The organism is Brevundimonas sp. PAMC22021, assembly GCF_019443405.1.
Taxonomy (GTDB): domain Bacteria; phylum Pseudomonadota; class Alphaproteobacteria; order Caulobacterales; family Caulobacteraceae; genus Brevundimonas.
Genome location: NZ_CP080376.1, coordinates 1,395,508 through 1,420,860 on the forward strand (window position 1 = coordinate 1,395,508; position 25,353 = coordinate 1,420,860).

Sequence of the window (25,353 nt, forward strand, 5' to 3'; positions counted from 1 at the left end):
CCTCGTCCGAGCTTCAGAAACGACGATACGCCGGATTCAGCCGAGTGGGAAGGCGCCTAGAACACACTGCCACCAACCTCGTCATCCTCGCGCTTGTGGCGAGGATCCAGACTCCTGAACCTTACCGGACAAGCCCGAGTTTCCTAGGCACAGGGCCTAGGATGACGGCGGGACGGAACGCCTCGCCTCCGCCCACGCGATCAGTGGTTTTCTCGGCCACACCATCAGCCAGGATCGCGCGACGTATTCGCCGCTGTCGATCATCCGCTTGCGCGTCGGCGACGCCGTGGCCGCTCGCTCCGTATGGATCTCACCCGGTCCCTGATGGACCATGAAGGCGCCGCCGTTCAGCGGGTTCAGCCGCAGGTGCGCCAGCCTCGGGCTGATCTCCGTCAAGGGCGGGTCGTAGAACCAGCTGGAGCCGATCATGCCGCCCAGTTCCGGCCGCGCCTTGCAGATTGCCGCCGCCGTCGCCCAGGCGCGATTCCACCCGTCCTCGTTGAAGTCCTTCAGCCACCGCGCTTCGGTGTGCACCTCCAGCCAGGTCTTGCTCCACCCGCGCGCGGCCACATAGCGCACCAGCGCGCCGACGCCGTGCCCTTCACGCACATGGCGTACCACCTGCCCCGGCCCCATCGGCGAGGTCAGGTCGATCACCTGTGAGCGCGCGCCCGGCACGCTCAGCGCCAGCGCGAACCGCACGTCCTTGGCCCAATGGTCCGGATCGTAAGCGGCGCCCTCCGCGCCCGTCAGAAACTCCGCCAGCCGCTCGAGCCAGTAGGGATAGAGCGCCATCACCTCTTCGGGCATGTCCAGCGCGGCCGCGCGTTCGGGCAGCCCGAGCGCCCAGACGGCGATCAGACCCCGCCGCATGTCGTCGGACGCATTCCCGCCTAGCACCGCATCGACAGCCTTGGCCGGCGCTTCAAAGTCCCAGTGCGGCGCAACCTGCGCGGCGCGCTCGGCGGCCGGGCGGGAGGCGGCCTCCACCCGTGCGCGTTCGTCGGACGACAGTCGTCCAAGCACGGTCTGAAAGGCGGTGGCGGGCGTGACCTGGGGCATGTCCATGACCGGCACCCTAGCTTACGCCGGTTGGCGAACCTTTAAGCGCGCACCCGGATGACGCCGCCGCGCGCCCGCGCTAAACCCCGCCCCAAACCACCACAACAGGACCCTTTTCCATGAGCATCGACGCCCGCCTCGCCGAACTCGGCATCGACCTGCCGACCCCGGCCGTCCCCGTCGCCAACTACGTCTCCTTTGTCCAAACGGGCAACCTGGTCCACATCTCGGGCCAACTGTCGAACGACGCCTCGGGCGGGATCAAGGGCACGGTCGGCGTCGACGTCTCGCCGGAACAGGCCAACGCCGCCGCCCGCCTGTGCGCCATCAACCTGATGGCTCAGATGAAGGTCGCCTGCGACGGCGACCTGTCGCGCGTCGTGCGGGTCGTCAAGCTGGGCGGCTTTGTTCAGGCCGGACCGGACTTCGAGGCCATCCCGGGCGTCATCAACGGCTGCTCGGACCTGATGGTCGAGGTGTTCGGCGACGCCGGCCGCCACGCCCGCTCGGCCGTGGGCGTCTACAAGCTGCCGCTCGGCTTCGCCGTCGAAGTGGACGCGATCGTGGAGATCCGTTGACCTTTACCCTGACGGTTCACGACCGGATCGCCGACATCGGCCGGGAGGCGTGGGATCCCTGCGCCTCTCCCACCGGCGATCCGTTCGTCTCCTTCGACTTCCTGCACGCTTGCGAGGCGTCACTGTCCGCCGCGCCGCGCCAGGGCTGGTCGCCCCGACACCTGGCGCTGCGCGACGAGAGCCAGACCGTTCTCGGCGTCATGCCCCTCTATCTGAAGGGCAACAGCCAGGGCGAATACGTCTTTGATCACAGCTGGGCCGACGCCTATGAGCGCGCCGGCGGTCGCTACTATCCCAAGCTTCTGGGGGCCGTGCCCTTCACGCCCGCGACAGGGACGCGCTTCCTGTCGCACCCGAACGCGGATCACGCCACCGTACGCGAGGCCCTGCTGCAGGGCGCCCTGACCCTGGTGGAGCGGCTGGGCGTCTCCTCCTTGCACGTCAACTTCCCCACCCGCGACGACTGGACGGCAATGGCGCAAGGCGGCCTTCTGCCGCGTCAGGACATGCAGTTCGTCTGGCGCAACAACGGCTATCGCACCTTTGACGACTTCCTGGCCGCCCTGTCGTCCAACCGCCGCAAGACCATCCGGCGCGAGCGGCGCGACGCCCTGGCCGGGCTCGACATCCGCGTCCTGACCGGCACGGAGATCGAAGAGGCGCACTGGGACGCCTTTTTCGCCTTCTACATGGACACAGGCTCGCGCAAATGGGGCCGCCCCTATCTGACGCGCGACTTCTTCACCCGCGTCGGCGCGACCATGAGCGACCGCATCGCCCTGGTCATGGCGTTCCGGGACGACACGCCCATCGCCGGCGCCCTGAACTTCATCGGCCGCGACGCCCTCTACGGCCGCCAATGGGGCGCGCTCGAGGACGTGCCCTTTCTGCATTTCGAGCTCTGCTACTATCAGGCCATCGACTTCGCCATCGCGCGCGGCTTGTCTCGCGTTGAGGCGGGGGCGCAGGGCGAGCACAAGATCGCGCGCGGCTACCTGCCGTCGCCCGTCTATTCCGCCCATTTCATCGCCGACCCGGCGCTGCGCGAGCCCGTCGCCCGCTATCTGGACGGCGAAGGCCCCGCCGTGGAGGCCGAGATCGCGGCTCTGACCGAGGCGCAGTCGCCCTACCGCAACGGCTGAAGCCTTATCGTCGCAGCAGCAAAGCTTGGCCGGAACCGACCGACGCTTCGCGCGCTGTGAGCGCATCTCCCCGCACGCAAACGAGCATCGCTCGAAAGGACATCCCATGACCGACCAACGCATCGAAGGCACGGCCACCGAAATCGGCGGCAAGGTTCAAAGCGGCCTCGGCAACCTGACCGGCGATTCCAAGCTGCAGGCCGACGGCAAGTTCAACGAGATCAAGGGCAAGGCCAAGGACTTCTACGGCCAGGCGGTCGACAAGCTCGAAACCCTCGTCGACAAGGCGCCCGTCCAGTACCAGGACAAGGCCCGCGCCGGCGTCGACTTCGCCCGCAACAAGCCCCTGCTGACCACCGGCATCGTGGCCGGCCTGGCGCTGATCCTGTCGCGCGCCGGTCGCCGCCGCTAAGCATCGGCCAAGGCACACGGTTCGAGCCGCCGTCCCTCTCCGGGGCGGCGGCTTTTTCGTATCCGCCGCTCAGGCCTGCGCGGTCCGCGCGTTGTCGGCGACGGTCACCGCCGGCGTCGCCATGCCGGCATCCGGTGCCTGGCCCGCCGCGCGCGGCGACAGCAGGCGAAGCTTTCGCCATCCGCCGTAGCGGTAATACAGCGTCGTCAGAACGCCAGAGGTTGCGATCCCGAGCGGAAAGCTCCACCAGATCGCGTCCGGCCCGATCCGTTCGCTCATCAGGGCGGCGAACGGCACCCGAACCACATACATCGACACGATCAGGATCAGCAGCGGCGTCCACACCGCGCCCGTCGCCCGGACCACGCCCGACAGGGCGAAGGTCACGCTGAACAACACGAAGCCCCAAAGCACGCGCTCGTTGATGTGGTGGGCGATCGGCAGGGCCGGCGAGTCTCCGGGCAGGAATATCCTCAGCGTCACGTCCCCGAGCAGATAGATGATGGCGGCTGCGGCGCCCGTGACGGCCAGACCGCACAGCACCCCGGACCGTGCGATCTTGTCGACCCGGTCCCACCTGCCTGCCCCGACGTTCTGGGCCGCCATCGAGGACACGGCCGCGCCGATGGCCATCGCCGGCATCTGCACATAGGTCCAGACCTGCGACGCGCCGGTGTAGGCGGCGGCCGTGACCGCGCCATAGCTGTTGACCATGCCGATCATCACCATGGCCGCGCCCGACATGATCAGCATCTGCAACCCCATCGGCAGGCCCTTGCCGACCAGGGCGCGCAGGATCGTCGGATCGGGTCGGAGCAGCCGCGCCTCCGACCGGCGCAACGCCAGCGGGCTCTTTCGCCGGTAAAGGGTGATCACCAGCAGCACCAGGCTGATCCCCTGGCCGATCAGCGTCGACACCGCCGATCCCGCAATGGCGAGGCGCGGAAAGGGTCCCACGCCGTTGATCAGCAGCGGGTTCAGGATCACGTCCATCACTACGGCCAGCAGCATGAAGTAGAAGGGAGTTTTCGAGTCGCCCACACCCCTCTGCGCCATCTGCAGAAACGCGAACAGATACATGAACGGCATGGCCAGAAAGACGATGCGCAGATAGGTCACCGCCTCGGTCCGCGCCTCGGCCGGCGTGCCCATGACGCCCAGGATGGCGTCGGCGCTCAAGAACCCCGTGGCCGCGACCGCCGCAGCCAACGCCAGAAAGAAGGTGACGGAGGTCCCCATCACCCGCTTCACTTCGCTCATGTCACCGCGCCCGACGCTTTGGCCGATCAGGATGTTGGAGGCCATGCTGACCCCGAACGCCCCGCCCAGCATCAGCAGCATGACGATGTTGGCGTTGCCGATGGCGGTGATGGCCGTCACGCCCAGCGAGTGACTGACCCAGAACTGGTTCACGCTGCCGTTCAGCGACTGCAGCAGGTTCCCGCCCATCACCGGCAGGCTGAACACCAGCAGGGTCCGCGTGATCGGCCCCGTTGTCAGATCCGGCCGGGTCCGAGCCCCCGCTGTCGCCATTCGCATCGCCTCTCGTCACGGCCGCTGCGGCGGCTGGAGAAGCGCAACGCTTCGCCGCGCGCCTTGATCCGCCGCAAAAAAAGCCCGGGCGTCGCCGCCCGGGCCTTTCCTTCAGCCGTCCCCGAAGGATCAGGCCGTCTCTTCTTCCTCTTCCTTCGCCGGGGCACCGCTGGCGCCCTTGATGTCGAAATCGATCTTGCCGTCCTTCAGCTGGACCTTGACGTGCCCGCCGCCGGTCAGGCGGCCGAACAGGATGTCGTCGGCCAGCGGCTTCTTGATCGAGTCCTGGATGACCCGCGCCAGAGGGCGTGCGCCGTACAGTTCGTCGAAGCCGTTCTTGGCCAGCCAGTCGGCCGCCTCGTCGGTCAGTTCGATGGTGATGTTGCGGTCCGCCAGCTGGGCTTCCAGCTGCAGCACGAACTTGGTCACCACCGAGCGGATCGTCTCGGCGCCCAGCGGCTTGAAGGCCACGATGGCGTCCAGGCGGTTCCTGAACTCGGGCGCGAACAAGCGCTGGATGGCCTTGTCGTCCTCGCCCTCGACCTTGCCGCGCCCAAAGCCGATGGAGGCGCGGGCGTTGTCGGCGGCCCCGGCGTTGGTGGTCATGATCAGGATGACGTTCCGGAAATCGACCTTCTTGCCCACCGCATCCGTCAGCATCCCGTTGTCCATAACCTGGAGCAGGATGTTGTAGATGTCCGGGTGCGCCTTCTCGATCTCGTCGAGCAGGATCACCGCGTGCGGGTGCTGGTCCACCGCGTCGGTCAAGAGGCCGCCCTGGTCATGACCGACATAGCCCGGAGGCGCGCCGATCAGGCGGCTGACGGTGTGACGCTCCATGTACTCGGACATGTCGAACCGCTGCATCTCGATGCCGAGGGTGGAGGCCAGTTGCTTGGCCACCTCCGTCTTGCCGACGCCTGTCGGACCTGAGAACAGGAACGAGCCGATCGGCTTGTTCGGATCACGCAGTCCGGCCCTGGCCAGCTTCATCGCCGCCGAGACCTGCTCGATCGCCTGCTCCTGGCCGAAGACGGTGCGCTTCAGGTCCGTTTCCAGTTCGCGCAGGCTCTCGGTGTCGGACTTGGAGACCGACTTGGCCGGGATGCGCGCCATCTTGGCGATGACCGCCTCGACCTCCTTCTGGCCGATGACCTTTTTCCGCTTGGACTCGACCAGCAGCATCTGCGAGGCGCCGGCCTCGTCGATCACGTCGATCGCCTTGTCCGGCAGCTTGCGGTCGGTCATGTAGCGGGCCGACAGCTCAACCGCCGTACGGATCGCGCTGTCGGTGTAGCGGACCTTGTGGTGCTGCTCGTAGTAGGTCTTCAGCCCCTTCAAGATCTTCACAGAGTCTTCGACCGTCGGCTCGTTGACGTCGATCTTCTGGAAGCGCCGCACCAGGGCGCGGTCCTTCTCGAAGTGCTGGCGGTACTCCTTGTAGGTGGTGGAGCCCATGCAGCGCAGCGAACCGGACGCCAGTGCCGGCTTCAGCAGGTTGGACGCGTCCATCGCTCCGCCCGAGGTCGCGCCCGCACCGATCACCGTGTGAATCTCGTCGATGAAGAGCACGGCGTTGTCGTGGTTCTCCAGCTCCTTGACCACCTGCTTCAGCCGCTCCTCGAAGTCGCCGCGATAGCGGGTGCCGGCCAGGAGGGCACCCATGTCGAGCGAGTAGATGGTGGCGTCCTTCAGGACGTCCGGCACCTCGCCGTTGACGATCTTGCGCGCCAGGCCTTCGGCGATGGCGGTCTTGCCGACGCCCGGATCGCCGACCAGCAGCGGATTGTTCTTGGTGCGGCGGCACAGGATCTGGATCGAGCGATCGACCTCGGCCTGACGACCGATCAGCGGATCGACCTTGCCTTGGCGCGACTTCTCGTTGAGGTCGACGCAATAGGCTTCCAGCGCCTCACCGCCCGACTTGGCGGCGGCGGCGTCCTCGGCCTCCTCGGGCGAGGAGCCCTTGGCCGGCTTGGATTCGGATGCGCCCGCCTTCTTGGCGATGCCGTGCGCGATGTAGTTGACCGCGTCGTACCGCGTCATGTCCTGCTCCTGCAGGAAATAGGCGGCATGGCTTTCCCGTTCGGAGAAGATGGCGACCAGCACATTGGCGCCGGACACTTCCTCGCGGCCGGACGACTGGACGTGGATCACCGCGCGCTGGATCACGCGCTGGAAGCCGGCGGTCGGCTTGGCGTCCTCGCCGGCCGAGGTGGCCAGCGCCGCCAGGTCGTTGTCGACGTAGAGCGTCAGCGCCGTCTTCAGCGCGGCCAGATCGACGTTGCAGGCGCGCATGACGCCGGACGCGTCCGGATCATCGATCAGCGCCAGCAGCAGGTGTTCAAGGGTTGCGTACTCATGCCGGCGCTCGTTGGCGTAGCCGACGGCGCGGTGCAGGGTTTCTTCGAGAGGACGCGAAAACGAGGGCATGGGGAGGTTCCTCTCAGTCCTTTTCCATCGTGCATTGCAGCGGATGCTGGTGACGTCTCGCCGTCTCCACCACCTGGGCGACCTTGGTTTCGGCCACTTCGTAGGTGAAGACGCCGCACACCCCGACCCCATGCTGGTGCACATGCAGCATGATGCGGGTGGCGTCCTCGCGGCTCTTCTGGAAGAACCGCTCCAGCACATAGATGACGAACTCCATCGGCGTGTAGTCGTCGTTCAGGATCAGCACCCGATACAGCGAGGGCTTCTGAAGCTTCGGCTTGGTTTCGGTGACCGTTGCGGCGCCTTGTCCGCCGTCGCGCTCACCGGGCCTTTGGATGGGCATTCGTGTTCCGTCGTGGGGAGATCGTCTTGACGCTCAGATAGGGATTGATGACCCGATTTGAAGGCGCGTCCAGTCACAGCTTGCGTGAAGGCCCTGGGTTCCGCGCCCTCTCTCAAAAATGCCGCACTTGCCTTGAAGAAGCCTGACGACGTTCTGCGGGTAACAACTCCGTTGACGCCTCATTAACCACCGCGAAACCCCCGCCGCTCATGGTAAGGGCCAGTTCAGCGTCAGGCCGGGGGGCCACGCCGCCTCCTTGTCTCAGAGGTTCCTTGAGTTCGCCCATGATCGCCAGTCTTCGTCGCGTTCTCGTCTTCCTCCTCACCGTGGGCCTACTCAGTGCGGGTCCGGCCAGCATCGGCTCGGTCGAGACCGGCTTCGGCGCCGCGCCGCTGAAGGCCCAGAGCGCCGAGAACAGCAAATACGCCGCCATCGTCGTGGACGCGGCGACGGGCGAGGTCCTGTTCGACCGTTTCGCCGACGCGCGCCGTTATCCGGCCTCCACCACCAAGATGATGACGCTGTACCTGACGTTCGAGGCGCTGGAGCAGGGCAAGGTGCGCCTCGACGACGTTCTGACCGTGACCGCCCACGCCGCCTCGCAGCCGCCGTCCAAGCTGGGGCTGGGCGCCGGTCAGTCCATAACCCTGGACAACGCAATGCGCGCCACCGCCGTGCGTTCGGCCAACGACATGGCCGTGGCCCTTGCCGAGCACATCGGCGGCGGTTCCGAGAGCCGCTTCACCGCCCTGATGACGCTGAAGGCGCAGGAGCTGGGCATGACCCAGACCCGCTACGTCAACGCCAACGGCCTGCCGGACGGCCGTCAGGTCACCTCGGCGCGCGACCTGTCGATCCTGGCGCGCGCCATCATGCGCGACTATCCGCAGTACTACCGCTATTTCGGCCTGCACGACTGGGCCTACAACGGCCGCGACTTCCGCAACACCAACGGGCTTCTGGCCTCGGGGCGCGGCTACGACGGGATGAAGACCGGCTACATCAACGCCTCGGGCTATAACCTTGTGGCCTCGGCGGTGCGCGATGGTCGGCGCATCATCACCGTGGTGCTGGGCGGTCGCTCCAGCGCCAGTCGCAACGCCCACGTCGCCGAACTGATGGACACCGGCTTCGAACTGGAACGCCGTCGCGCCGGCGGTGAACGCATCCAGATCGCCCAGACCTTCTTCGAGCAGCGCGGCTTCGGCGTCGGCTCCGCCGCCGCCGACGATGCGCCCATCGCCTACGCCTCGGCTTCGGACGAGGATGGAGCGGGCGGCTCGAACGCGGTGGCCTATACGGCCGCCGCCGCTCCGACCGTTCGCCCGACGCTGGTCGCGGACGCCGGCGCGAACGCCCGGCCCTGGACGCCGCCGACGCCGCGTGCAGCGCCGTCGCCTGCTCCGACCCAGACCCAGTCTCAGCCCCAGGCCCAGGCCACGTCCCGGGTCGCCGAAACGCGAGCCGCACTGACGTCCCCCCGCGCCGCCACGCCGGCGCCGCGCGCAACGTCTTCAGCGCCCCGCAATGTCACCGCCTCCTTGAACGGCGCGCCAGCCGGTGCGGCCGTCGCGCCCTCGACCACGCCGCGTCGGTCCGCGACCGCGACATCCGCCGCACCACGCACCCCGGTTGGACGCTGGGCCGTGCAGGTCGGAGCCTTCAAGGAGCAGGACGTCGCGCGCGACTGGCTGACCGAGGTCAACCGCCGCTTCAGCAGCCAGTTCGCCTCGGCCGAACAGACGGTGGTCAACGCCGGCGGCTGGTACCGCTCGCGCTTCACCAATCTGACGGAGGCGGGCGCCCAGTCCGCCTGCGCCGCCCTGGCCGAACGCCGCGTCACCTGCATGGTGATCCGCCCGAGCTAAGAGACAGCGGACCGACCTCTCCCTCCCGTTCGGGGAGGGAGAAGGCTTGCCTCCCCTATCGCGGACACCTCGCCGCCGCATCGATCTCCGGACGCAGCACGCTCATGACCGCGAGCGGCGTGTCGGTGGCGATCACCGTCACGCCGTTCTCCACCAGCGCCCGGTACTCCGACACGTCGCCGTCTCTCGCATAGACGTCGTCCAGCCGCCGTCCTTCCGCGCCCAGCGTGCCGAACTGCGCCTCGACGCCGGCGTCCTTCAGCGCGCGCCACAGCGCCGGTCGCGCCTCGCGCGATCCGGTCCATGCCAGGATCTGCGGCGCCTTCAGGCCTTCAAGACCCGCCGTATCGCTCAACCCGGCCGACACCATCATCTCCGGCGCCAGCGCCGCCACCGCACGCGCATCCTCGGCCGAATAGGTGATCAGGATCACCCGACCCTGCGCGCCGACGCGCCGCACCTCGTCGACCACCGCACGCGCCAGCGTCAGGGTGTCGGCCGAATCGGCCGGCTTGAGGTCGAGGCTGGCTATGGCGCTCACCGATCCTGTCGCCTCCAGCGCCTCGGCCAACGTCGGCGGCGCCGCATTGGTCAGCCGTCCGTCGCTTCCGCGCAGGCGCGCCGTCTTCACCTGCGCCAGCGTCAGGTCCGCGACCCGCCCGCGCCCCGTGGTGGTCCGATCCATGGTCTCGTCGTGCATCAGCACCAGCTTGCCGTCGCGCGTCAGGGCCGCGTCCAGCTCCAGGATCGCGCCCGGGATGGCCCTGCCGGTCGCCAGGATCGCGGCGATCGAGTTCTCCGGCTGGTCCGGCGCCGACACCGCCCGGTGCGCGGAGACGGCGACGCCCTGTTCGCGCACGCAGTCGAAATAGCCGGCCAGGATCGGCCCGCCTGCCTCGCCCGGCGTCTTCACGCCCGCGCACGCCGCCAGCGGCAGGGCGGCCGTAAGCATCAGGGCAAAAAGCCGGGCTCGGGTGTTGGGGGACGTGCGCATGGGCGCCTCCATATCCCTCGCCGCCCGCCCGGAACAGCCCTTGCCGCCGCCGCGTCATCGACGCACCTTGCGGCCGACGGCAGCGGGAGGCGAATCAAGGTGCAGGATCTGGCGGGACCGGCGATCGGAACCTTGGCCCTGGTTGCGGCTGCGGGCTATCTGCTCGGCTCCATCCCCTTTGGCGTGGTGATTACCCGCGCGGCGGGCGCCGGCGACGTGCGCCAGATCGGCTCGGGCAACATCGGCGCGACCAATGTGCTGCGGACCGGGCGCAAGGACCTGGCGCTGGCTACGCTCCTGTTGGACGCGGGCAAGGGCGCGGTGGCCCTGCTGCTCGCCCGTCACCTGCTCAACAGCGAAGCCGCCGGGGCCATCGCCGGGGGCGCGGCCTTCCTGGGCCACCTGTTCCCCGTCTGGCTGGGCTTCAAGGGCGGCAAGGGCGTCGCCACCTTCTTTGGCTTGCTGATCGCCGCCTGCTGGCCGCTTGGGCTGATGGCGGGCGCGGTCTGGATCGCCACCGCCTATGTGTTCCGCGTCTCCTCGCTGGGCGCGTTGGTCGCAGCGGTCGCCGCGCCGTTGATCGCTCTGATCCCCTGGCCCGCAGCCGGCCTGCCTGCGTCCCAGCCCGTGCTCGTTCTGGCGATCTTCACAGCCGTGCTGATCTGGATCCGCCACCACGAGAACATCGGCCGTCTGCTGAAGGGGACCGAACCCAGGATCGGCGGCAAGAAGGCGTGAGCCTGTCGGCCGCAGAGCGCTTTGCCCGGCTGCGGCTCGCCCGCACCGACCGCGTCGGTCCTGTCGCCTTCTCCCAGTTGCTGGCGCGGCACGGCTCGGCTATCGCCGCGCTCGACGCCTTGCCGCAGATCATGCGCCGCTCCGGCGGTTCCCTGACGCCGCCTCCGTCCGAGAGGATCGAGGCCGAACTGACGGCGGGCGAGCGCATCGGCGCGCGGCTGCTTGTCCTCGGCGATCCTGCCTACCCGGCCGCCCTCGCCGCCTTGGACCCGCCGCCGCCGATGCTGTGGACGCGAGGCGACGCGGCGTTGCTGAACCGCCCATGCATGGCCATCGTCGGCGCGCGCATCGCCTCGGCAGGGGGCCAGCGGCTCGCGCGCGGCCTGGCCCAGCAACTCGGAGAAGCCGGCCATGTCGTGGTGTCCGGGCTGGCGCGCGGCATCGACGGCGCGGCGCACGAGGGCGCCCTGCCCACCGGCACGGTCGCCGTCCTCGGCGGCGGCGTCGACGACATCTATCCGCCCGAGCATCGCGATCTGTACGCCCGCATCATCGACCAGGGCTGCATCGTCTCTGAAAGCCCGGTCGGCGCCCGCGCCCAAGCGCGCGACTTTCCCCGCCGCAACCGCATCATCTCGGGCCTGTCGCGCGGCGTGGTGGTGGTCGAGGCCGAGGTACGCTCAGGTTCGCTGATCACCGCCCGCCTCGCCGCCGAGCAGGGACGCGAGGTCTTCGCCGTGCCCGGCTCTCCGCTCGATCCCCGCGCGCGCGGCCCGAACGAACTGCTGCGGCAGGGCGCCGTCCTGTGTGAAGGGATCGAAGACATCGAGCGTGCCTTTGCGGGCCTGCGCACCCTGCGCGAGCCGGGCGCGCCGTCGCCCGTATCGGACGAGCCGTTCGACCCCGCCCTGCTGGACCGCGTCGCCGCCCTGCTCTCGCCCACGCCCACGCCTCGGGATGAGCTGGCGCGTGCGGCAGGCGCGCCTGTCGCCCAGGTGGCGGCGGCCTTGCTGGAGCTCAGCCTGGCCGGGCGCGCCGAACTCCTGCCCGGCGGCCTGGTGTCGCTATAGCCGTTGTTGCGCCTACTCCAGCGCCGGCTTGTCGGTTGAACAGGGCCGGCTCGCGACGTCCGCCGCCGCCTCCAGCAGGCAGGCCAGTCGCTCGTCCCCATCCCACCGAGCCATCCGCGCCAGCTCCCCGGCCATGGCGGCGACATAGTCGCGAACCGGATAGTCCTGGGCCTGGGCGCGAGACTGGCTCGTCGCTGCGCCTGCGCCATGGTTGTCGTCTTGGTGGTGCAGTTGTGAACGCATCAGGCCCTCTCCTCAGGAAGCGCCAATGGACACAATCTAAGCGTGCTAATCAAGCGTAGTCGAAACCTATAGTTACAGCCGCTAGCCGGTCATTGACTTACGCCCGCTTGCCAACCACGTTCGCGCCCCTTCCAGAGACCGCGCGCACCATGAACCTCGTCATTGTCGAGAGCCCCGCAAAGGCCAAGACCATCAACAAGTACCTCGGTTCCGGCTATGAGGTGCTGGCCTCCTATGGCCACGTCCGCGACCTGCCGTCCAAGGACGGCTCGGTCCTGCCCGACGACGACTTCGCCATGCATTGGGAAGTGGACGCCAAGGGCGCCAAGCGCCTGAGCGACATCGCCGCGGCCGCCAAGCGCGCCGACCGCGTCATCCTGGCCACCGACCCCGACCGCGAAGGCGAGGCCATCAGCTGGCACGTGCTGGAGGTGTTGAACAAGAAAAAGGCGCTGAAGGACACGCCGGTCGAGCGCGTCACCTTCAACGCCATCACCAAGTCGGCGGTTCTCGACGCCATGGCCAATCCGCGCCAGCTCGACATGGAACTGGTCGAGGCCTACCTCGCCCGCCGCGCGCTGGACTATCTGGTCGGCTTCAACCTGTCGCCGGTGCTGTGGCGCAAGCTGCCGGGCGCCCGTTCAGCGGGCCGGGTGCAGTCGGTGGCGCTGCGCATCGTCGTCGACCGCGAGATGGAGATCGAGCGGTTCAAGCCGCAGGAATACTGGTCCATCGAGGCCGACCTGAACGCCGACAGCCCGCCGTTCACCGCCCGTCTGGTCAAGCATGACGGCAAGCGCATCCAGCGCCTCGACATCAAGGACGAGGCGACCGCCTCGGCCGCGCGCGCCGCCATCGACGCGGGCGACTTCACCATCCGTTCGGTCGAGAAGAAGCCCGTCCGCCGCAACCCGGCCCCGCCCTTCACCACCTCGACCCTGCAGCAGGAGGCGGCCCGCAAACTCGGCTTCTCGGCCCAGCGCACCATGCAGGCGGCGCAGAAGCTGTACGAGGGCGTGGACGAGACCGGCGGCCTGATCACCTACATGCGGACTGACGGCGTCCAGACCACGCCCGAAGGCATCGCCCAGGCGCGCGAGGTCATCGCACAGCAGTTCGGCCCCGCCTTCGTGCCGGGCGAGCCGCGCTACTACAAGACCAAGGCCAAGAACGCCCAGGAGGCGCACGAGGCGATCCGCCCGACCAACATCGCGCGCCACCCCGACAGCCTGCGCCTGGAATCCGACCTGCAGCGTCTCTACGAGCTGATCTGGAAGCGCATGGTCGCCTCTCAGATGGAAGCGGCCCGGCTGGACCGGACCACCGTCGACATCGAGACCTCCGACGGCCGCACCGGCCTTCGCGCCACCGGCCAGGTCGTGACCTTTGACGGCTTTCTCGCCGTCTATGAAGAAGGTCGCGACGAGAAGTCCCGCCAGTCCGAGGACGAGGACGACGATACGACCCGCCTGCCGGCGCTGAAGGAAGGCGCCCGCGCCCAGGTCGACGCCATCCGCACCGATCAGCATTTCACCGAGCCGCCCCCGCGCTTTTCCGAAGCCACCTTGGTCAAGAAGCTGGAAGAGCTCGGCATCGGCCGCCCGTCCACCTACGCCTCGACCCTGTCCACCCTGCGCGACCGCGAATACGTTCGCGTCGACAAGAACCGCTTCTATCCGGAGGACAAGGGCCGGCTCGTCACCGCCTTCCTGGAGCAGTTCTTCAGGAAGTGGGTCGAATACGACTTCACCGCCGCGCTCGAGACCCAGCTGGACGAGGTCTCGGCCGGCGACCTCGACTGGAAGGTGCTCCTGCGCAACTTCTGGCAGGACTTCCATGCGGCGACCCAGGCCGCGGGCGAGCTTCGCACCACTGCGATCCTTGACGCCCTCAACGAGACGCTGGGCGCCCACATCTTCCCGGACAAGGGCGACGGCGCGGACCCGCGCGAATGTCCGCTGTGCCATCAGGGCCGGCTGTCCTTGAAGACCAGCCGCTTCGGCGCCTTCATCGGCTGCGAGCGGTACCCTGAGTGCAAATACACCCGCCCCGTCGCCTCGCCCGATGCGGCGGACGGCGCGGCCGAAAGCGGCGATCGCGATCTCGGCGTCGATCCGGCGACCGGCCAGCCGGTCAATCTCAAGATCGGCCGCTTCGGTCCCTACGTGGAGACAACGCCGCCCGACGCTGAAAAGCCGCTGCGCTCGTCCCTGCCAAAGGGCTGGTCGCCGGCGTCCCTGACGCTGGACAACGCCTTGCGCCTCCTGTCCCTGCCGCGCGAAGTCGGGCCGCACCCCGAGGATGGCAAGATGATCACGGCGGGTCTGGGTCGCTACGGGCCCTTCATCCTGCACGCCGGCACCTACGCCAACGTTTCGGACATCGAAGAGGTGTTCGACGTCGGTCTGAACCGCGCCGTCGCCCTGCTGGCCGAGAAGCGTGCGGGCGGTCCCCGCGGCCGCGGGGCGGCCCAGGCGCCGCTCAAGGACCTGGGCGTCCATCCCGAGACCGGCGATCCCGTCCACGTCATGGCCGGCCGCTTCGGTCCCTACGTGAAGTCCGGCAAGATCAACGCCACCCTGCCCAAGGGCGTGACCCCCGAGGACCTGACCCTCGACGCCGCCCTCCCCCTCCTCGCCGCCAAGGCAGGCGCCGAGCCGAAGAAGAAGACGCCAGCAAAGAAGGCGGCCGCCCCCAAGACCGCCGCCAAGAAGCCCGCAGCCAAGAAGTCGGCCTCAAAGAAAACCGCCGACGCCTGACACGCGCCCTCTCCTCCCCACACCGTGGGGAGGGGGACCGCGCAGCGGTGGAGGGGTTCTTTGCCGCGGTGCCAACCCCTCCGTCACGGCGCTCCGCGCCGCGCCACCTCCCCATCTGCGATGGGGAGGAGAAAAGACCACCACGTCTCCCTCCCCGTTCGGGGAGGGTGGCTGAGCCGCAGGCGAAGCCGGGTGGGGACGGCCGCGTGCCCCATCGACGGCGCGTCAAGCCTCAGCACGTGCGCCCCTGCCGGGCCACCCCCACCCGGTCGCTGACGCGACCACCCTCCCCCAACGGGGGAGGGAGAGCCGACGTCCGCTCTCCGAACCGGATGCGAAACCGCAAGCCGGGACTTCAGCCCGGACGGAACAAAAGTTCTTGCTTTGTTCTTACCCCTGTATCATGCTCCCAGCATGTCACCGGCAACCAAGGGACGAGGCGCGAAGTCCAATGCCACAGGCCGCTACGAAGCCCGTACCCAAGAGGCCTTTGACGACGGCTGGACAGCCGACGATGCGGACGTCGCGCCGCTCCGCACCACCCTCAGCCCCGAACACGCGCGCACCCTCATCACCCGGAACACCAGTCCGGACATCGGTTTCGACCGCTCCATCAACCCGTACAAAGGTTGCGAACATGGCTGCATCTACTGCTACGCCCGTCCGTCCCATGCCTGGATGGGCCTATCCCCGGGCCTGGATTTCGAGAGCCGGATCTTCTTCAAGCCCCACGCCGCACGTCTCCTGGAACAGGAGCTGCTCGCCCCGCGATACCGGTGCAAACGCATCCACATAGGCGGCAACACCGACCCCTATCAGCCGGTCGAGCGCGAGACCCGCTCGACGCGCGGGGTGCTCGAGGTGCTGCAGCGGTTCAACCACCCCTTCAGCATCATCACCAAATCGGTGCTGATCGCCCGCGACGCCGACATCCTGGGTCCGATGGGGCGCGACAAGCTGGCCTCGGCCTTTGTCTCCATCACCACTCTGGACCGGGGGCTCGCCCGCGCCATGGAGCCCCGCGCCTCGACGCCCGCCAAGCGGCTGGAGGCCATCTCCCGCCTGGCCGAGGCCGGTGTTCCCGTGGGCGTCGGCTTCGCCCCCGTCATCCCCGGCCTGAACGACCATGAGTTGGAGGCGGTGCTGGAGGCCGCCGCAAAGGCCGGGGCGACCACCGCCATGTATGTGACGCTGCGTCTGCCGCTCGAGATCAAGGATCTGTTTCGCGAGTGGCTGGCCGACGCCCGGCCGGACCGCGCCGCCCGCGTCATGTCGCTGATCCGCCAGACGCGCGGCGGCAAGGACTATGACGCCGACTGGTCCCAGCGCATGAAGGGCACGGGGCCTGTGGCCGAGCTGATCGGGGCCCGGTTCAAGGCGGCGGTAAAACGCTATGGCCTGGACGCCCCACGCCACCAGCTGGACGAAACCCGGTTCCGCGTTCCCGCCGGCGCCCGCCCACAACTCGACCTGTTCGACGTGGCCTAGCCGCTGCCTAATCTATGGCCGCATCCGTATCGATGGCGTTTGTCACCAGGTCGCGCCACGTCGGGTCGCTGGCGTCCACCAGATCGACGTCGTCCATCAGGGCCACCGCCGCTCCGCCGTCCGGCAGAATCAGGCCCAGCACCTCCATCGACTCGCCCTCGGCGTTCAGATGCGTCTCGGCCTGCACGATCACCGCCGCCTGCTCACCGTCGTCCTCCCACCAGATCACCGGCTGCGGCAGCTCCATGGCCAGCGGCCGCGGATCATCGGTGTCGCCCAGGGCGAACACCGCCCGCCGAGCCTGCACGTCGTCCAGCGTCGCCACCGCACCGGCGAACGGCTTCAGCCGCGTCCAGTCCTCAGCGTCGAAGCCGCCGCCGTCCTCATCGAAGAGCTCGTCCATGATCCCGCCTATCGCCTGAAAACGCCGACCAGCTCCACATGCGTCGACCACAAAAACTGGTCCACCGGCGTCACCCGCTCCAGCCGGAATCCTGCGTCGATCAGCACCCGCGCGTCCCGAGCGAACGTCTGCGGATTGCACGAGACGCCCACCACCACCCCGGCCCTTGTCGCCGCGATCTGCGCGGTCTGCTCGATCGCTCCGGCGCGCGGCGGATCAAACACGACCGCCTCGCAGCCCTTCAGGTCGAACGGCGTCATGGGGCGGCGAAACAGGTCGCGCGCCTCCGCCGAGATGGCCTTCATCCCCTTCGCCGTCTTGACCCCGGCCTTCAGCGCCGCGATCCCGGCGTCGGATGCATCCGCCGCGATCACCGGCGCCACCGTGGCCAGTGGAAAGGTGAAGGTCCCCGCGCCGCAGAACAGGTCGGCGACCTTTTTCGCCCCCTTCACCGCCGCGACCGCCCGCTCGACCATCGCCGCCTCGGCCTCCGGCACGGCTTGCAGAAAGCCGCCGGCCGGCAAGGCCACGGTCGCCGGCCCGAACATCACCTGCGGCTGCCGCGCCGCCATCAGCGTCTCGCCCGCGAGGCTCAGGCGCGCCACATCGGCCCTTCTGGCCGCCGCGACCGCGCGTGTCCGGGCATCCGCGGACAGGCCGCCGGACCGCCGCTCCACCCCCGTCACATCGACGTCCAGGCCTGTCAGGGTCCAGGTGACGTGCAAAGTCGGGGCTGATTTCGGATGCTCCAGGAAGGCGTCAGCCACCTGGGCCAGGGCCGGGAACGCCCGCACCAGCCGGGGATCGGCGATCGGGCACTCGCGCACCTCCACCAGCCGCCACGACCGCCGCGCCTTGAAGCCCAGCACCGCACGTCCATCCGCGCCGCGCCGCGCATGCAGGGCAAGCCGCCGCCGCGTGCCGGGCGGCGTCGCCACCGTCGGGTCGATCTCCGTCTCGATGCGCTCGCGCGCCAGCGCCAGCCGCACCTGCTCGCGTTTCCACTCGAGATACGGCCCGCTGGCCCAATGCTGCAGCGAGCAGCCGCCGCAATCCCCGTATTGCGGCGAGACCGGCGCCACGCGGTCCGGGCTCGGCGAGAGGATCTCGATCTCCTCGGCGCGACCGTCGATCACCCGCCCCCGCACTGTTTCTCCCGGCAGGGTCAGGCTGGCGAACACCGGCCCGGCGGGCGTTTGCGCGACGCCGTCGCCCTGTCCGCCGACGCGCTCGATCCTCAAGGTCTCCATCGCCCGGCTTCTAGCCGCTTGCGCGCCCGGCACAAAGGCCGCGCTCCGATGAACAAAGATGAACAAGGGGCTCAACCACCGTTCAGCTTGGCGGGCTTAGCATGCAACACAGACGGGCCGAGACCGTTAACGGACCAGCGTTCAGGTCTCGATCAACAGGAAACACACCGATGCCCCTGCATCTCTCCCGCAAGTCTCTCGCCGCTTCGGCCGCCGTCTTGGCTGGTCTGACCGTTCTGCCGGCCGCCGCCTCGGCTCAGTCCTACGGCTATGGCCAGAACTACGGCACCGGCGCCTACGGCCGCACCTATGACTACGACCGCGACTATCGGTATGATCGCAACTATCGCGACCAGCGGTGTGACCGCGAACGCTCGGGCCGCACCGGCGCGGGCGCGGTGATCGGCGGCGGCGCGGGCGCCCTGATCGGCTCTCAACTGACTGGCCGCAGCAGCAAGACCGAAGGCGCCCTGATCGGCGGCGCGCTGGGCGCCGTCCTCGGCTCCCAGGTCGGACGCGGCAGCTCGGACGCCTGCTACGACCGCGCGTCGGGCTACGACTACGACTACCGGTACGACCAGCCCCGCTATTATGACGACCGCTATACCGGAGATCAGGGCTACTACGATGATCGCCGCGACTACGGCTACGACCGCGGCGGCTACTACAACCAGTATCCGGCTCAGTACGGCGGCTACAGCAGCTACGGCAGCGGCTACAGCGGCTATGGCTACAACCAGTCCTATTCGTCGGGCTACGGCTACAGCTCGGGCTACGAGTGCCGCAGCGTCAGCACCACGACGCGGGACCGCTGGGGCCGGCTGGTGACCACCACGCGCGAGGTCTGCTGACCCGCCACGCCATCGCGGCGTCGATCATTTTCAGCCCCCCTGTCGATCGACGACGTGCTGGGAGCCGCCGGAGGAGCCATCCCCCGGCGGTTTCTCATTGTCCGTCTCGGCTCGCCCACAGCAGGAACTCGACGTTGCCGTCGCCGCCGGCGATCGGGCTCTCGACCGTCGCCTGAACGGCCCAACCGCATTGCGCCAGCCAGTCGCATACGCGCTGCAGCGCCGCCTCGCGCTGGTTCGCATCCTTGACCAGTCCGCCCTTGCCGACCGCCTTCGGACTGTCCGCCTCGAACTGCGGCTTGACCAGGGTCACGAGGTCGGCGTCCGGCGCGGCGAGCGACAGAGCGGCGGGCAGCACCTTGGCCAGGCCGATAAAGCTGGCGTCGCAGACGATCAGCCCAGGCGGATCGGGGATCAGCTCTGGCGTCAGGTCGCGGGCGTCGGTCCGCTCCAGGCTCACGACACGCGGATCGGCCGCGATCCTGGGGTGCAGCTGACCAAAGCCCACATCGACTGCGAACACGCGGGCGGCGCCGCGCTCCAGGCAAACCTCGGTGAAGCCGCCGGTCGAGGCGCCGACATCCAGCACCACCCGACCCTCGACCTGCACCGGCCAGAGGGTCAGGGCGTGATCCAGCTTCAGCGCGCCGCGTCCGACGAACCGGTGCGCGGCCTCGGCCTCGATGGCCGCATTCTCGGCGACCTGTTCCGACGGCCTGGCGACCAGGCGGCCGTCCGCCCTCACCCGCCCCGCCTCGATGGCGGCGCGCGCCCGGGCGCGGGTTTCGAACAGGCCCCGCGCGACCAGAAGCTGATCGATCCGCATCTAATCCTCCCCTCTTGGGGGAGGGGGAGGGGGACCGCGAAGCGGTGGAGGGGGAACGACGCGGTTACAGTGTCTGGGGCCAGATCCCTCCACCAGGCCGCGCATGGTCCCCCTCCCCCAAGAGGGGAGGATTCCCGTCATGCGATGTCAGCCAGGCGGGCCAGGGCCGCCTGCAGTTTCACCTTGCCCGCTTCGGCTTCGGCCAGCTTGGCTCGCTGCTCCTCGACCACTTCCGGCGCGGCGCGGGACACGAAGTTGGGGTTGCCCAGCTTCTTGTTCACATGGCCGATGTCGCTGTCGAAGGCGGCGATTTCCTTCTCCAATCGACCCCGCTCTGCGGCCAGGTCGATGATCCCGGCCAACGACAGGGCAACCGTAGTCCCGCCGGACACCAGCGTCACCGCGCCGGCGGGCGCGGCATCCGCAGTGTCGAAGCTGGAGACGCGGGCGAGCGTCAGGATCAGGTCGCGATGGCGCGCGATGCGCTCGGCGCCCGCCGCATCCGGCGACACAAAGGTCAGCGGCGGCTTTGCGGACGGCGGCACGTTCATCTCGCCGCGCAGGGCGCGTACGTCGGTGACCAGATCGACCAGCCAGCCGATCTCGCCCTCGGCCTCGGCGTCCACGAAGCTGTCAGGCAGCACCGGCCAGTCGGCGCCGATCAGCAGGCCGTCACGCGCCGGCCCCTCCCTGCCCAGCTCGGCCCACAGCTCCTCGGTGATGTAGGGCATCACGGGGTGCAGCAGCTTCAGCGTCTGGTCCAGCGTCCAGGCCGTCATGGCGCGGGTCTCGGCCTTGGCGGCTTCGTCCGATCCCTGGAACACGGGCTTGGCCAGTTCCAGATACCAGTCGCAGAACACGTTCCAGATGAAGCGGTAGAGAGCGCCCGCCGCATCGTCGAACCGGCCGCCTTCGATGGCGTCCGACACCGCGCGTTCGGCCTTGGTCAGTTCGCCGCGGATCCAGCGGTTGATCGTCCGTTCGACGGTCGCGGGATCGAAGCCCTCGACGCGGCGCGCCTCGTTCATCTGGCTGAACCGGGCGGCGTTCCACAGCTTGGTGCCGAAGTTGCGATAGCCCTCGATCCGCTGCTTCGACAGCTTGATGTCGCGCGTGCCCGACAGGATCGCCATGGTGAAGCGCAAGGGGTCGGCGCCCAGCTCGTCGATGATGCCCAGGGGGTCGATGACGTTGCCCTTGGACTTGCTCATCTTCTGGCCCTTCTCGTCGCGGACCAGGCCGTTGATGATGACCCGCTTGAACGGGACCTCGCCCATGAAGTGCCGGCCCATCATCATCATCCGGGCGACCCAGAAGAAGATGATGTCCGCCGCCGTCACCAGGTCGCTGGTCGGATAGAACCGCTCCAGGTCCTCGGTCTTCTCCGGCCAGCCCATGGTCGAGAACGGCCACAGGGCCGAGGAGAACCAGGTGTCGAGGACGTCCTCGTCGCGGTACAGCGGCTTGCCGCCAGCCGCCGCGACCGCCTCTTCCTCGGTTTCGGCGACGTAGACCGCGCCGTCCTCGTCATACCAGGCCGGGATCTGGTGACCCCACCAGAGCTGGCGCGAGATGCACCACGGCTCGATGTTGCGCAGCCATTCGAAGTAGATCTTCTCATAGGACTTCGGCTCGAACACTGTGTCGCCCTGCTCCACCGCCTTCAGCGCGGGCTGGGCCAGGGTGTGGGCGTCGACGTACCACTGGTCCGTCAGCCACGGCTCGATGACCACGCCCGAACGGTCGCCGTGGGGCACGACATGCCTGGTCTTTTCGATCTCGCGCAGCCACCCGGCCTCTTCCGCCAAGGCGATGATGGCCTTGCGGGCGGCAAACCGGTCCATACCGTCGTACTCGGCCGGGATGTCGGGCGTATCGGCCGTGGTGATGCGGGCAAAGGCGTCCAGCACGTTCAGGGCCTGAAGCCCCGCACGCTTGCCGACGCCGAAGTCGTTGAAGTCGTGCGCCGGCGTGATCTTGACCGCGCCCGAGCCCTTGGCCGGGTCGGCGTAGTCGTCGGCGACGATGGGGATGCGGCGGCCGGTGATCGGCAGGGTCACGAACTTGCCGACCAGCCCGGCATACCGCTCATCGTCCGGATGCACCGCCACGCCGGTGTCGCCCAGCATGGTCTCGGGCCGGGTCGTCGCCACGACGATGAAGTCGCGCGTCTCCCACTCGGTCGCCTTGCCGTCCTCGTCGAAGGCCATCGGATGCTCGTACGTCACGCCATCCGCCAGCGGATAGGCGAAGTGCCAGTAGGCGCCGTCCACCTCGCGCTGCTCGACCTCCAGGTCCGAGATGGCGGTCTGGAAATGCGGGTCCCAGTTCACCAGCCGCTTGTCGCGGTAGATCAGCCCTTCCTTGTACAGCTGCACGAACACCTTGCGGACGGCGGCGTTCAGCCCCTCGTCCAGGGTGAAGCGTTCGCGCGACCAGTCGCAGGAGGCGCCCAGGCGTCGCAGCTGCTGGACAATGGTCCCGCCGCTCTCGGCCTTCCATTCCCAGACCTTTTGCACAAAGGCGTCGCGGCCCATGTCGCGCCGGCTGATGTTGCCGTCCGCCGCCAGCTTGCGCTCGACCACCATCTGGGTGGCGATGCCGGCGTGGTCGGTGCCGGGCAGCCACAGCACCGCCTTGCCCTTCATCCGGTGATAGCGGGCCAGGATGTCCTGCAGCGTATTGTTCAGCGCATGCCCGATATGCAGCGAGCCGGTCACGTTCGGCGGCGGGATGACGATCGAATAGGCGTCGGCCGCGCCGTCGGTCGGCTGCGCGGTGCGGGGCGCGAACAGGCCGCTTTCCTCCCACTGCGCATAGAGACGCGGCTCGGCGGCCTGGGGATCGAAGGTTTTTTCAAGCATGACGGTTTGTCTTCGGAAATGCGAAGGGGCGGCCCCTTCAGGAGCCGCCCCTCGGATTAGTCTGGGCTGGAGCGAAGGGCTAGAGCCTGATCGGCTGAGGTGGAATCGCTTCGCGATTCCTCTGATGCCGTGAATCAGGCTCCAGTTCATTCTGGAGCGAAATCCGGACCGAGTTGGACTGCGTCCAACTCAACCGATTTCGCTCTAGGCGCTGCGCGCGATGCGTTCCACTTCCTTGCGTACCTGCGCCTCGACGATGCCGGTCAGGTTGGCGTCCAGCCAGTCCTTCAGCATCGGCCGCAGCAGCTGGCGCGCCAGTTCCTCGACCGTGACGCCGCCGATCCCCGTCTCGTCGGAGGCCTCGGGCTTCTTGAACGAGGCGGCGAGCCCGGCGAAGGCGGAGGCCGCGCTGGCGGCGGCGCTGTCGCCGACCAGGGTGTCGTAGCCCACGTTGGACGCCTGCGGCGTGTCTTCAACCGGGGTCGGATGCGGCGCGGCCGGGAACGGCGCGTCGGCGGGGTCCATCACGTCCAGGTCGCCGATGCTCTCGTTCGGCGCCTCATAGCGGTCGGTCAGTTCCAGAACGTCGTCTTCGCTCGCCGGCGGCTCGGGCTCGGCGGGCGGCGCGAAGCTGGTCGGCGCCTCGACCGGAGCGTCGTCCTCGGCCGGCGCCGTCGCGGCAGGCGGCGTTCCGGCCGTGTCGGCCGGCGCTTCGTCTTCGGAGATGATCCGGCGAATCGACGCCAGAATCTCTTCCATGGTCGGTTCCTGGGACTGGTCGGTCATGGCGAAACCCCGAGCGGAGATTGGAACAATGGCGTCAGGCGCAGCAGCGTCGCCGTTCGCCCAAGCCCTGTCGTCGCATCAACGCCCGTCGGAATCAACGGGCCTTGATGTTGAACGAAGTCAGGAAGCGGGAGCGGTCTGGACGACCTGGCGCTTCAGCTGGGTGTCGATGGGCGCATCGGCCGTGTCCGGCGTCTCGACCACCACCGGCGCGCCGATCCGGTCCAGCGTCTCGACCACGCCGTCCCACGGCAGGCCGCCGCGATCCTTGACCCGCTCGTAGTTGGCGACCGGATCGTAGGCCGGCAGCGTCGGGTCGAGGTCCGGTCCGCCCAGACGGCCCATCGCGGCCAGCAACGAGGCCTTGGCCACATATTCGTTGGCGCGGGCCGAGGCCAGGGTCACCTGCGACGATCGGAGCGTCAGCTCCTGCTGCAGCACGTCCAGCGTGGTGCGCAGGCCGACCTGCGCCTCCTGGCGGACGCCCTCGGCCGCGACGGAGGCGGCGCGCACCGCCTCCTCGCCCGCCGCCAGCGTCGATTGCGCCGACAGCACCTGGGCATAGGCCGAGCTGACGCTTTGCAGCACGCCGCGCCGCTGACCTTCGACGCCGATCTGCGCAGCGTTGGCGCGCTCCAGCGCCTGGGCCACGCGCGAGCGATTCAGCCCGCCGGTGAACAGCGGCACAGACACCGAGGCCGTGGCGCTGAACGCCTGGCGGTCCGCCAATTCGCCGATGTCGCCGAGGTTGGAAGTCGAGGCCCCATAGGACGCCGCCAGACGCGCCGATGGCAGGTATTCGGCGCGGGCCTGAGCGACCCCCGCCTCCGCCACCTGTTGAACATAGAGAGCCGCAAGGATGGTCGGGTTAGCCGCCAGCGCAGCATCCAGCGCCGCCTCGAACTCCGTCGGGATCGGCGGCAGGACCGGCGCAGCCTCAAGGTCGGCCGGGGCCTGACCGACGATGGCGGCGTAGTTGGCGCGGCTGATAGACAGCTGGGCCTGGGCGTTGGCGAGGTCGGCCTGCGACTGCGCCAGGCTGGCCTCGGCCTGCGCCACGTCGGTGCGGGTGATCTCGCCGACCTCGAAGCGCGCGCTGGTCTCCTCCAGCTGCCGCTGCAGCACGGTCAGGTTCTCCTGGCGGATGCGCAGGATTTCCAGGTCGCGGGTGACGTTGACGTAGGCCTGGATGGTCGAGACCATCACCTGCTGCTCGATGTCGCGCAGGTTCTCGCGCCCGGCCAGCACATTGGCCAGCGCCGCATCGATGGCCAGCGACGTGCGCCCGCCGGTCCAGATGTTCTGCGACAGGCTGACGCCCACATCGGCGGTGTCGCTGTCGGAATCGCCCGACACGGTGATCGGCGCGCCGGTCGGGCCCGTGACGGTCGCATCGGGCGCCCAGACGCGGGAATAGCCGACGCTGCCGGATGCGCTCACCTGCGGGCGCAGTCCCGCGCGGGCCTGAACCACGCTTTCGTCCAGGCCGCGCTGGTTGGCGCGCTGGGCCAGCAGGTTGGGGTTGGTCTGATAGGCCAGCGCGATCGCCTCGCGCAGCGTTTCCGCCGATGCGGGCTGCGCCATGGCGACCGACAGGGCGACCACGGCTGCCGAGGTCAGGCCAAGCGTGCGTTTCAACATAGTCCGTCCCCGTGGACGCCAGTCTGTCGGCGTCGAAATCTCGTAGCAGCCTAACTGGCGTCTAGCCTG

General features: G+C 68.7%; 21 protein-coding genes. 9 read left to right on the forward strand and 12 right to left on the reverse strand.

The window, feature by feature from the left end; genetic code table 11:
* Nucleotides 1-156: 156 nt before the first annotated feature.
* Nucleotides 157-1,068, reverse strand: a complete 912-nt coding sequence (locus KY493_RS06810) for a hypothetical protein (RefSeq protein WP_255568090.1) — start codon at nt 1,066-1,068, stop codon at nt 157-159.
* A gap of 113 nt (nt 1,069-1,181) precedes the next feature.
* Between KY493_RS06810 and KY493_RS06815 the strand changes: the two genes are divergently transcribed.
* From KY493_RS06815 to KY493_RS06825, 3 genes are all read left to right on the forward strand, one after another.
* Complete coding sequence (locus KY493_RS06815; RefSeq protein ID WP_219898191.1) at nt 1,182-1,640, forward strand: RidA family protein; 459 nt, start codon at nt 1,182-1,184, stop codon at nt 1,638-1,640.
* Nucleotides 1,637-2,782, forward strand: a complete 1,146-nt coding sequence (locus KY493_RS06820; RefSeq protein ID WP_219898192.1) for a GNAT family N-acetyltransferase — start codon at nt 1,637-1,639, stop codon at nt 2,780-2,782. Before KY493_RS06815 ends, KY493_RS06820 begins: the two co-directional genes overlap by 4 nt.
* A gap of 106 nt (nt 2,783-2,888) precedes the next feature.
* Nucleotides 2,889-3,194 (forward strand): CsbD family protein, encoded by a 306-nt coding sequence (locus KY493_RS06825; protein ID WP_219898193.1) that lies wholly within the window; start codon nt 2,889-2,891, stop codon nt 3,192-3,194.
* 69 nt (nt 3,195-3,263) lie between these two features.
* On the opposite strand, the gene KY493_RS06830 is transcribed toward KY493_RS06825, so the two are convergent.
* The 3 genes from KY493_RS06830 to clpS all read right to left on the reverse strand — a co-directional run bounded on the left by KY493_RS06830 (nt 3,264) and on the right by clpS (nt 7,503).
* A complete protein-coding gene (locus KY493_RS06830; protein ID WP_219898194.1) occupies nt 3,264-4,727 on the reverse strand; it encodes an MATE family efflux transporter in 1,464 nt (487 codons plus the stop codon).
* A gap of 129 nt (nt 4,728-4,856) precedes the next feature.
* A complete protein-coding gene (gene clpA, locus KY493_RS06835) occupies nt 4,857-7,160 on the reverse strand; it encodes an ATP-dependent Clp protease ATP-binding subunit ClpA (RefSeq protein ID WP_219898195.1) in 2,304 nt (767 codons plus the stop codon).
* A 13-nt stretch (nt 7,161-7,173) separates the two neighbouring features.
* On the reverse strand, nt 7,174-7,503 hold the full coding sequence (clpS, locus tag KY493_RS06840) for an ATP-dependent Clp protease adapter ClpS (RefSeq protein ID WP_219898196.1): 330 nt from the start codon (nt 7,501-7,503) through the stop codon (nt 7,174-7,176).
* Between the two features lie 284 nt (nt 7,504-7,787).
* Here clpS and KY493_RS06845 point away from each other — a divergent pair, with 284 nt between their 5' ends.
* Nucleotides 7,788-9,371 carry a serine hydrolase gene (locus KY493_RS06845; RefSeq protein WP_219898197.1) on the forward strand — a complete coding sequence of 528 codons (1,584 nt, stop codon included), beginning with the start codon at nt 7,788-7,790 and terminating at the stop codon, nt 9,369-9,371.
* Nucleotides 9,372-9,426: 55 nt separating this feature from the next.
* On the opposite strand, the gene KY493_RS06850 is transcribed toward KY493_RS06845, so the two are convergent.
* Complete coding sequence (locus KY493_RS06850) at nt 9,427-10,365, reverse strand: glycerophosphodiester phosphodiesterase family protein (RefSeq protein WP_255568092.1); 939 nt, start codon at nt 10,363-10,365, stop codon at nt 9,427-9,429.
* A 99-nt stretch (nt 10,366-10,464) separates the two neighbouring features.
* Here KY493_RS06850 and plsY point away from each other — a divergent pair, with 99 nt between their 5' ends.
* Together plsY and dprA are read left to right on the forward strand one after the other, a co-directional pair.
* Complete coding sequence (gene plsY / locus KY493_RS06855) at nt 10,465-11,103, forward strand: glycerol-3-phosphate 1-O-acyltransferase PlsY (protein ID WP_219898198.1); 639 nt, start codon at nt 10,465-10,467, stop codon at nt 11,101-11,103.
* A complete protein-coding gene (gene dprA, locus KY493_RS06860) occupies nt 11,100-12,173 on the forward strand; it encodes a DNA-processing protein DprA (RefSeq protein WP_219898199.1) in 1,074 nt (357 codons plus the stop codon). Before plsY ends, dprA begins: the two co-directional genes overlap by 4 nt.
* A 12-nt stretch (nt 12,174-12,185) precedes the next feature.
* Here the strand turns inward: dprA and KY493_RS06865 are convergent, their stop codons facing one another.
* A complete protein-coding gene (locus tag KY493_RS06865) occupies nt 12,186-12,416 on the reverse strand; it encodes a hypothetical protein (protein WP_219898200.1) in 231 nt (76 codons plus the stop codon).
* 149 nt (nt 12,417-12,565) lie between these two features.
* On the opposite strand from KY493_RS06865, the gene topA reads away from it, so the two are divergent.
* Both topA and KY493_RS06875 read left to right on the forward strand, forming a co-directional pair.
* A complete protein-coding gene (gene topA, locus KY493_RS06870; RefSeq protein WP_219898201.1) occupies nt 12,566-15,175 on the forward strand; it encodes a type I DNA topoisomerase in 2,610 nt (869 codons plus the stop codon).
* A gap of 414 nt (nt 15,176-15,589) precedes the next feature.
* Nucleotides 15,590-16,663 (forward strand): PA0069 family radical SAM protein, encoded by a 1,074-nt coding sequence (locus KY493_RS06875; protein WP_219898202.1) that lies wholly within the window; start codon nt 15,590-15,592, stop codon nt 16,661-16,663.
* Between the two features lie 7 nt (nt 16,664-16,670).
* On the opposite strand, the gene KY493_RS06880 is transcribed toward KY493_RS06875, so the two are convergent.
* Both KY493_RS06880 and KY493_RS06885 read right to left on the reverse strand, forming a co-directional pair.
* The gene (locus KY493_RS06880; protein WP_219898203.1) at nt 16,671-17,066 is read right to left on the reverse strand and encodes a hypothetical protein; all 396 of its coding nucleotides are present in this window, start codon (nt 17,064-17,066) and stop codon (nt 16,671-16,673) included.
* A gap of 8 nt (nt 17,067-17,074) precedes the next feature.
* A complete protein-coding gene (locus KY493_RS06885) occupies nt 17,075-18,316 on the reverse strand; it encodes a class I SAM-dependent RNA methyltransferase (protein ID WP_219898204.1) in 1,242 nt (413 codons plus the stop codon).
* A gap of 170 nt (nt 18,317-18,486) precedes the next feature.
* On the opposite strand from KY493_RS06885, the gene KY493_RS06890 reads away from it, so the two are divergent.
* Nucleotides 18,487-19,167: a glycine zipper 2TM domain-containing protein gene (locus tag KY493_RS06890; protein WP_255568093.1), complete on the forward strand. Its 681-nt coding sequence runs from the start codon at nt 18,487-18,489 to the stop codon at nt 19,165-19,167.
* Between the two features lie 94 nt (nt 19,168-19,261).
* On the opposite strand, the gene KY493_RS06895 is transcribed toward KY493_RS06890, so the two are convergent.
* The 4 genes from KY493_RS06895 to KY493_RS06910 form a co-directional block, all read right to left on the reverse strand.
* A complete protein-coding gene (locus KY493_RS06895) occupies nt 19,262-19,993 on the reverse strand; it encodes a TlyA family RNA methyltransferase (RefSeq protein ID WP_219898205.1) in 732 nt (243 codons plus the stop codon).
* A 137-nt stretch (nt 19,994-20,130) separates the two neighbouring features.
* Entirely contained in the window at nt 20,131-22,857 is a 2,727-nt protein-coding gene (locus tag KY493_RS06900) for a valine--tRNA ligase (RefSeq protein ID WP_219898206.1), read from the reverse strand.
* 204 nt (nt 22,858-23,061) lie between these two features.
* Nucleotides 23,062-23,643, reverse strand: a complete 582-nt coding sequence (locus tag KY493_RS06905) for a DUF2497 domain-containing protein (protein WP_219898207.1) — start codon at nt 23,641-23,643, stop codon at nt 23,062-23,064.
* Nucleotides 23,644-23,763: 120 nt separating this feature from the next.
* The gene (locus KY493_RS06910) at nt 23,764-25,284 is read right to left on the reverse strand and encodes a TolC family outer membrane protein (RefSeq protein WP_219898208.1); all 1,521 of its coding nucleotides are present in this window, start codon (nt 25,282-25,284) and stop codon (nt 23,764-23,766) included.
* Nucleotides 25,285-25,353: the final 69 nt, after the last annotated feature.

Coding starts and splice junctions, on each gene's coding strand:
- KY493_RS06895 (WP_219898205.1), bottom strand. CDS start 19,993: ATGCGGATCGATCAGCTTCTGGTCGCGCGGGGCCTGTTCGAAACCCGC.
- clpS (WP_219898196.1), bottom strand. CDS start 7,503: ATGCCCATCCAAAGGCCCGGTGAGCGCGACGGCGGACAAGGCGCCGCA.
- KY493_RS06905 (WP_219898207.1), bottom strand. CDS start 23,643: ATGACCGACCAGTCCCAGGAACCGACCATGGAAGAGATTCTGGCGTCG.
- KY493_RS06850 (WP_255568092.1), bottom strand. CDS start 10,365: ATGCGCACGTCCCCCAACACCCGAGCCCGGCTTTTTGCCCTGATGCTT.
- KY493_RS06875 (WP_219898202.1), top strand. CDS start 15,590: ATGTCACCGGCAACCAAGGGACGAGGCGCGAAGTCCAATGCCACAGGC.
- KY493_RS06880 (WP_219898203.1), bottom strand. CDS start 17,066: ATGGACGAGCTCTTCGATGAGGACGGCGGCGGCTTCGACGCTGAGGAC.
- topA (WP_219898201.1), top strand. CDS start 12,566: ATGAACCTCGTCATTGTCGAGAGCCCCGCAAAGGCCAAGACCATCAAC.
- KY493_RS06810 (WP_255568090.1), bottom strand. CDS start 1,068: ATGGACATGCCCCAGGTCACGCCCGCCACCGCCTTTCAGACCGTGCTT.
- KY493_RS06815 (WP_219898191.1), top strand. CDS start 1,182: ATGAGCATCGACGCCCGCCTCGCCGAACTCGGCATCGACCTGCCGACC.
- KY493_RS06865 (WP_219898200.1), bottom strand. CDS start 12,416: ATGCGTTCACAACTGCACCACCAAGACGACAACCATGGCGCAGGCGCA.
- KY493_RS06845 (WP_219898197.1), top strand. CDS start 7,788: ATGATCGCCAGTCTTCGTCGCGTTCTCGTCTTCCTCCTCACCGTGGGC.
- KY493_RS06825 (WP_219898193.1), top strand. CDS start 2,889: ATGACCGACCAACGCATCGAAGGCACGGCCACCGAAATCGGCGGCAAG.
- KY493_RS06910 (WP_219898208.1), bottom strand. CDS start 25,284: ATGTTGAAACGCACGCTTGGCCTGACCTCGGCAGCCGTGGTCGCCCTG.
- KY493_RS06890 (WP_255568093.1), top strand. CDS start 18,487: ATGCCCCTGCATCTCTCCCGCAAGTCTCTCGCCGCTTCGGCCGCCGTC.
- KY493_RS06885 (WP_219898204.1), bottom strand. CDS start 18,316: ATGGAGACCTTGAGGATCGAGCGCGTCGGCGGACAGGGCGACGGCGTC.
- KY493_RS06900 (WP_219898206.1), bottom strand. CDS start 22,857: ATGCTTGAAAAAACCTTCGATCCCCAGGCCGCCGAGCCGCGTCTCTAT.
- KY493_RS06830 (WP_219898194.1), bottom strand. CDS start 4,727: ATGGCGACAGCGGGGGCTCGGACCCGGCCGGATCTGACAACGGGGCCG.
- clpA (WP_219898195.1), bottom strand. CDS start 7,160: ATGCCCTCGTTTTCGCGTCCTCTCGAAGAAACCCTGCACCGCGCCGTC.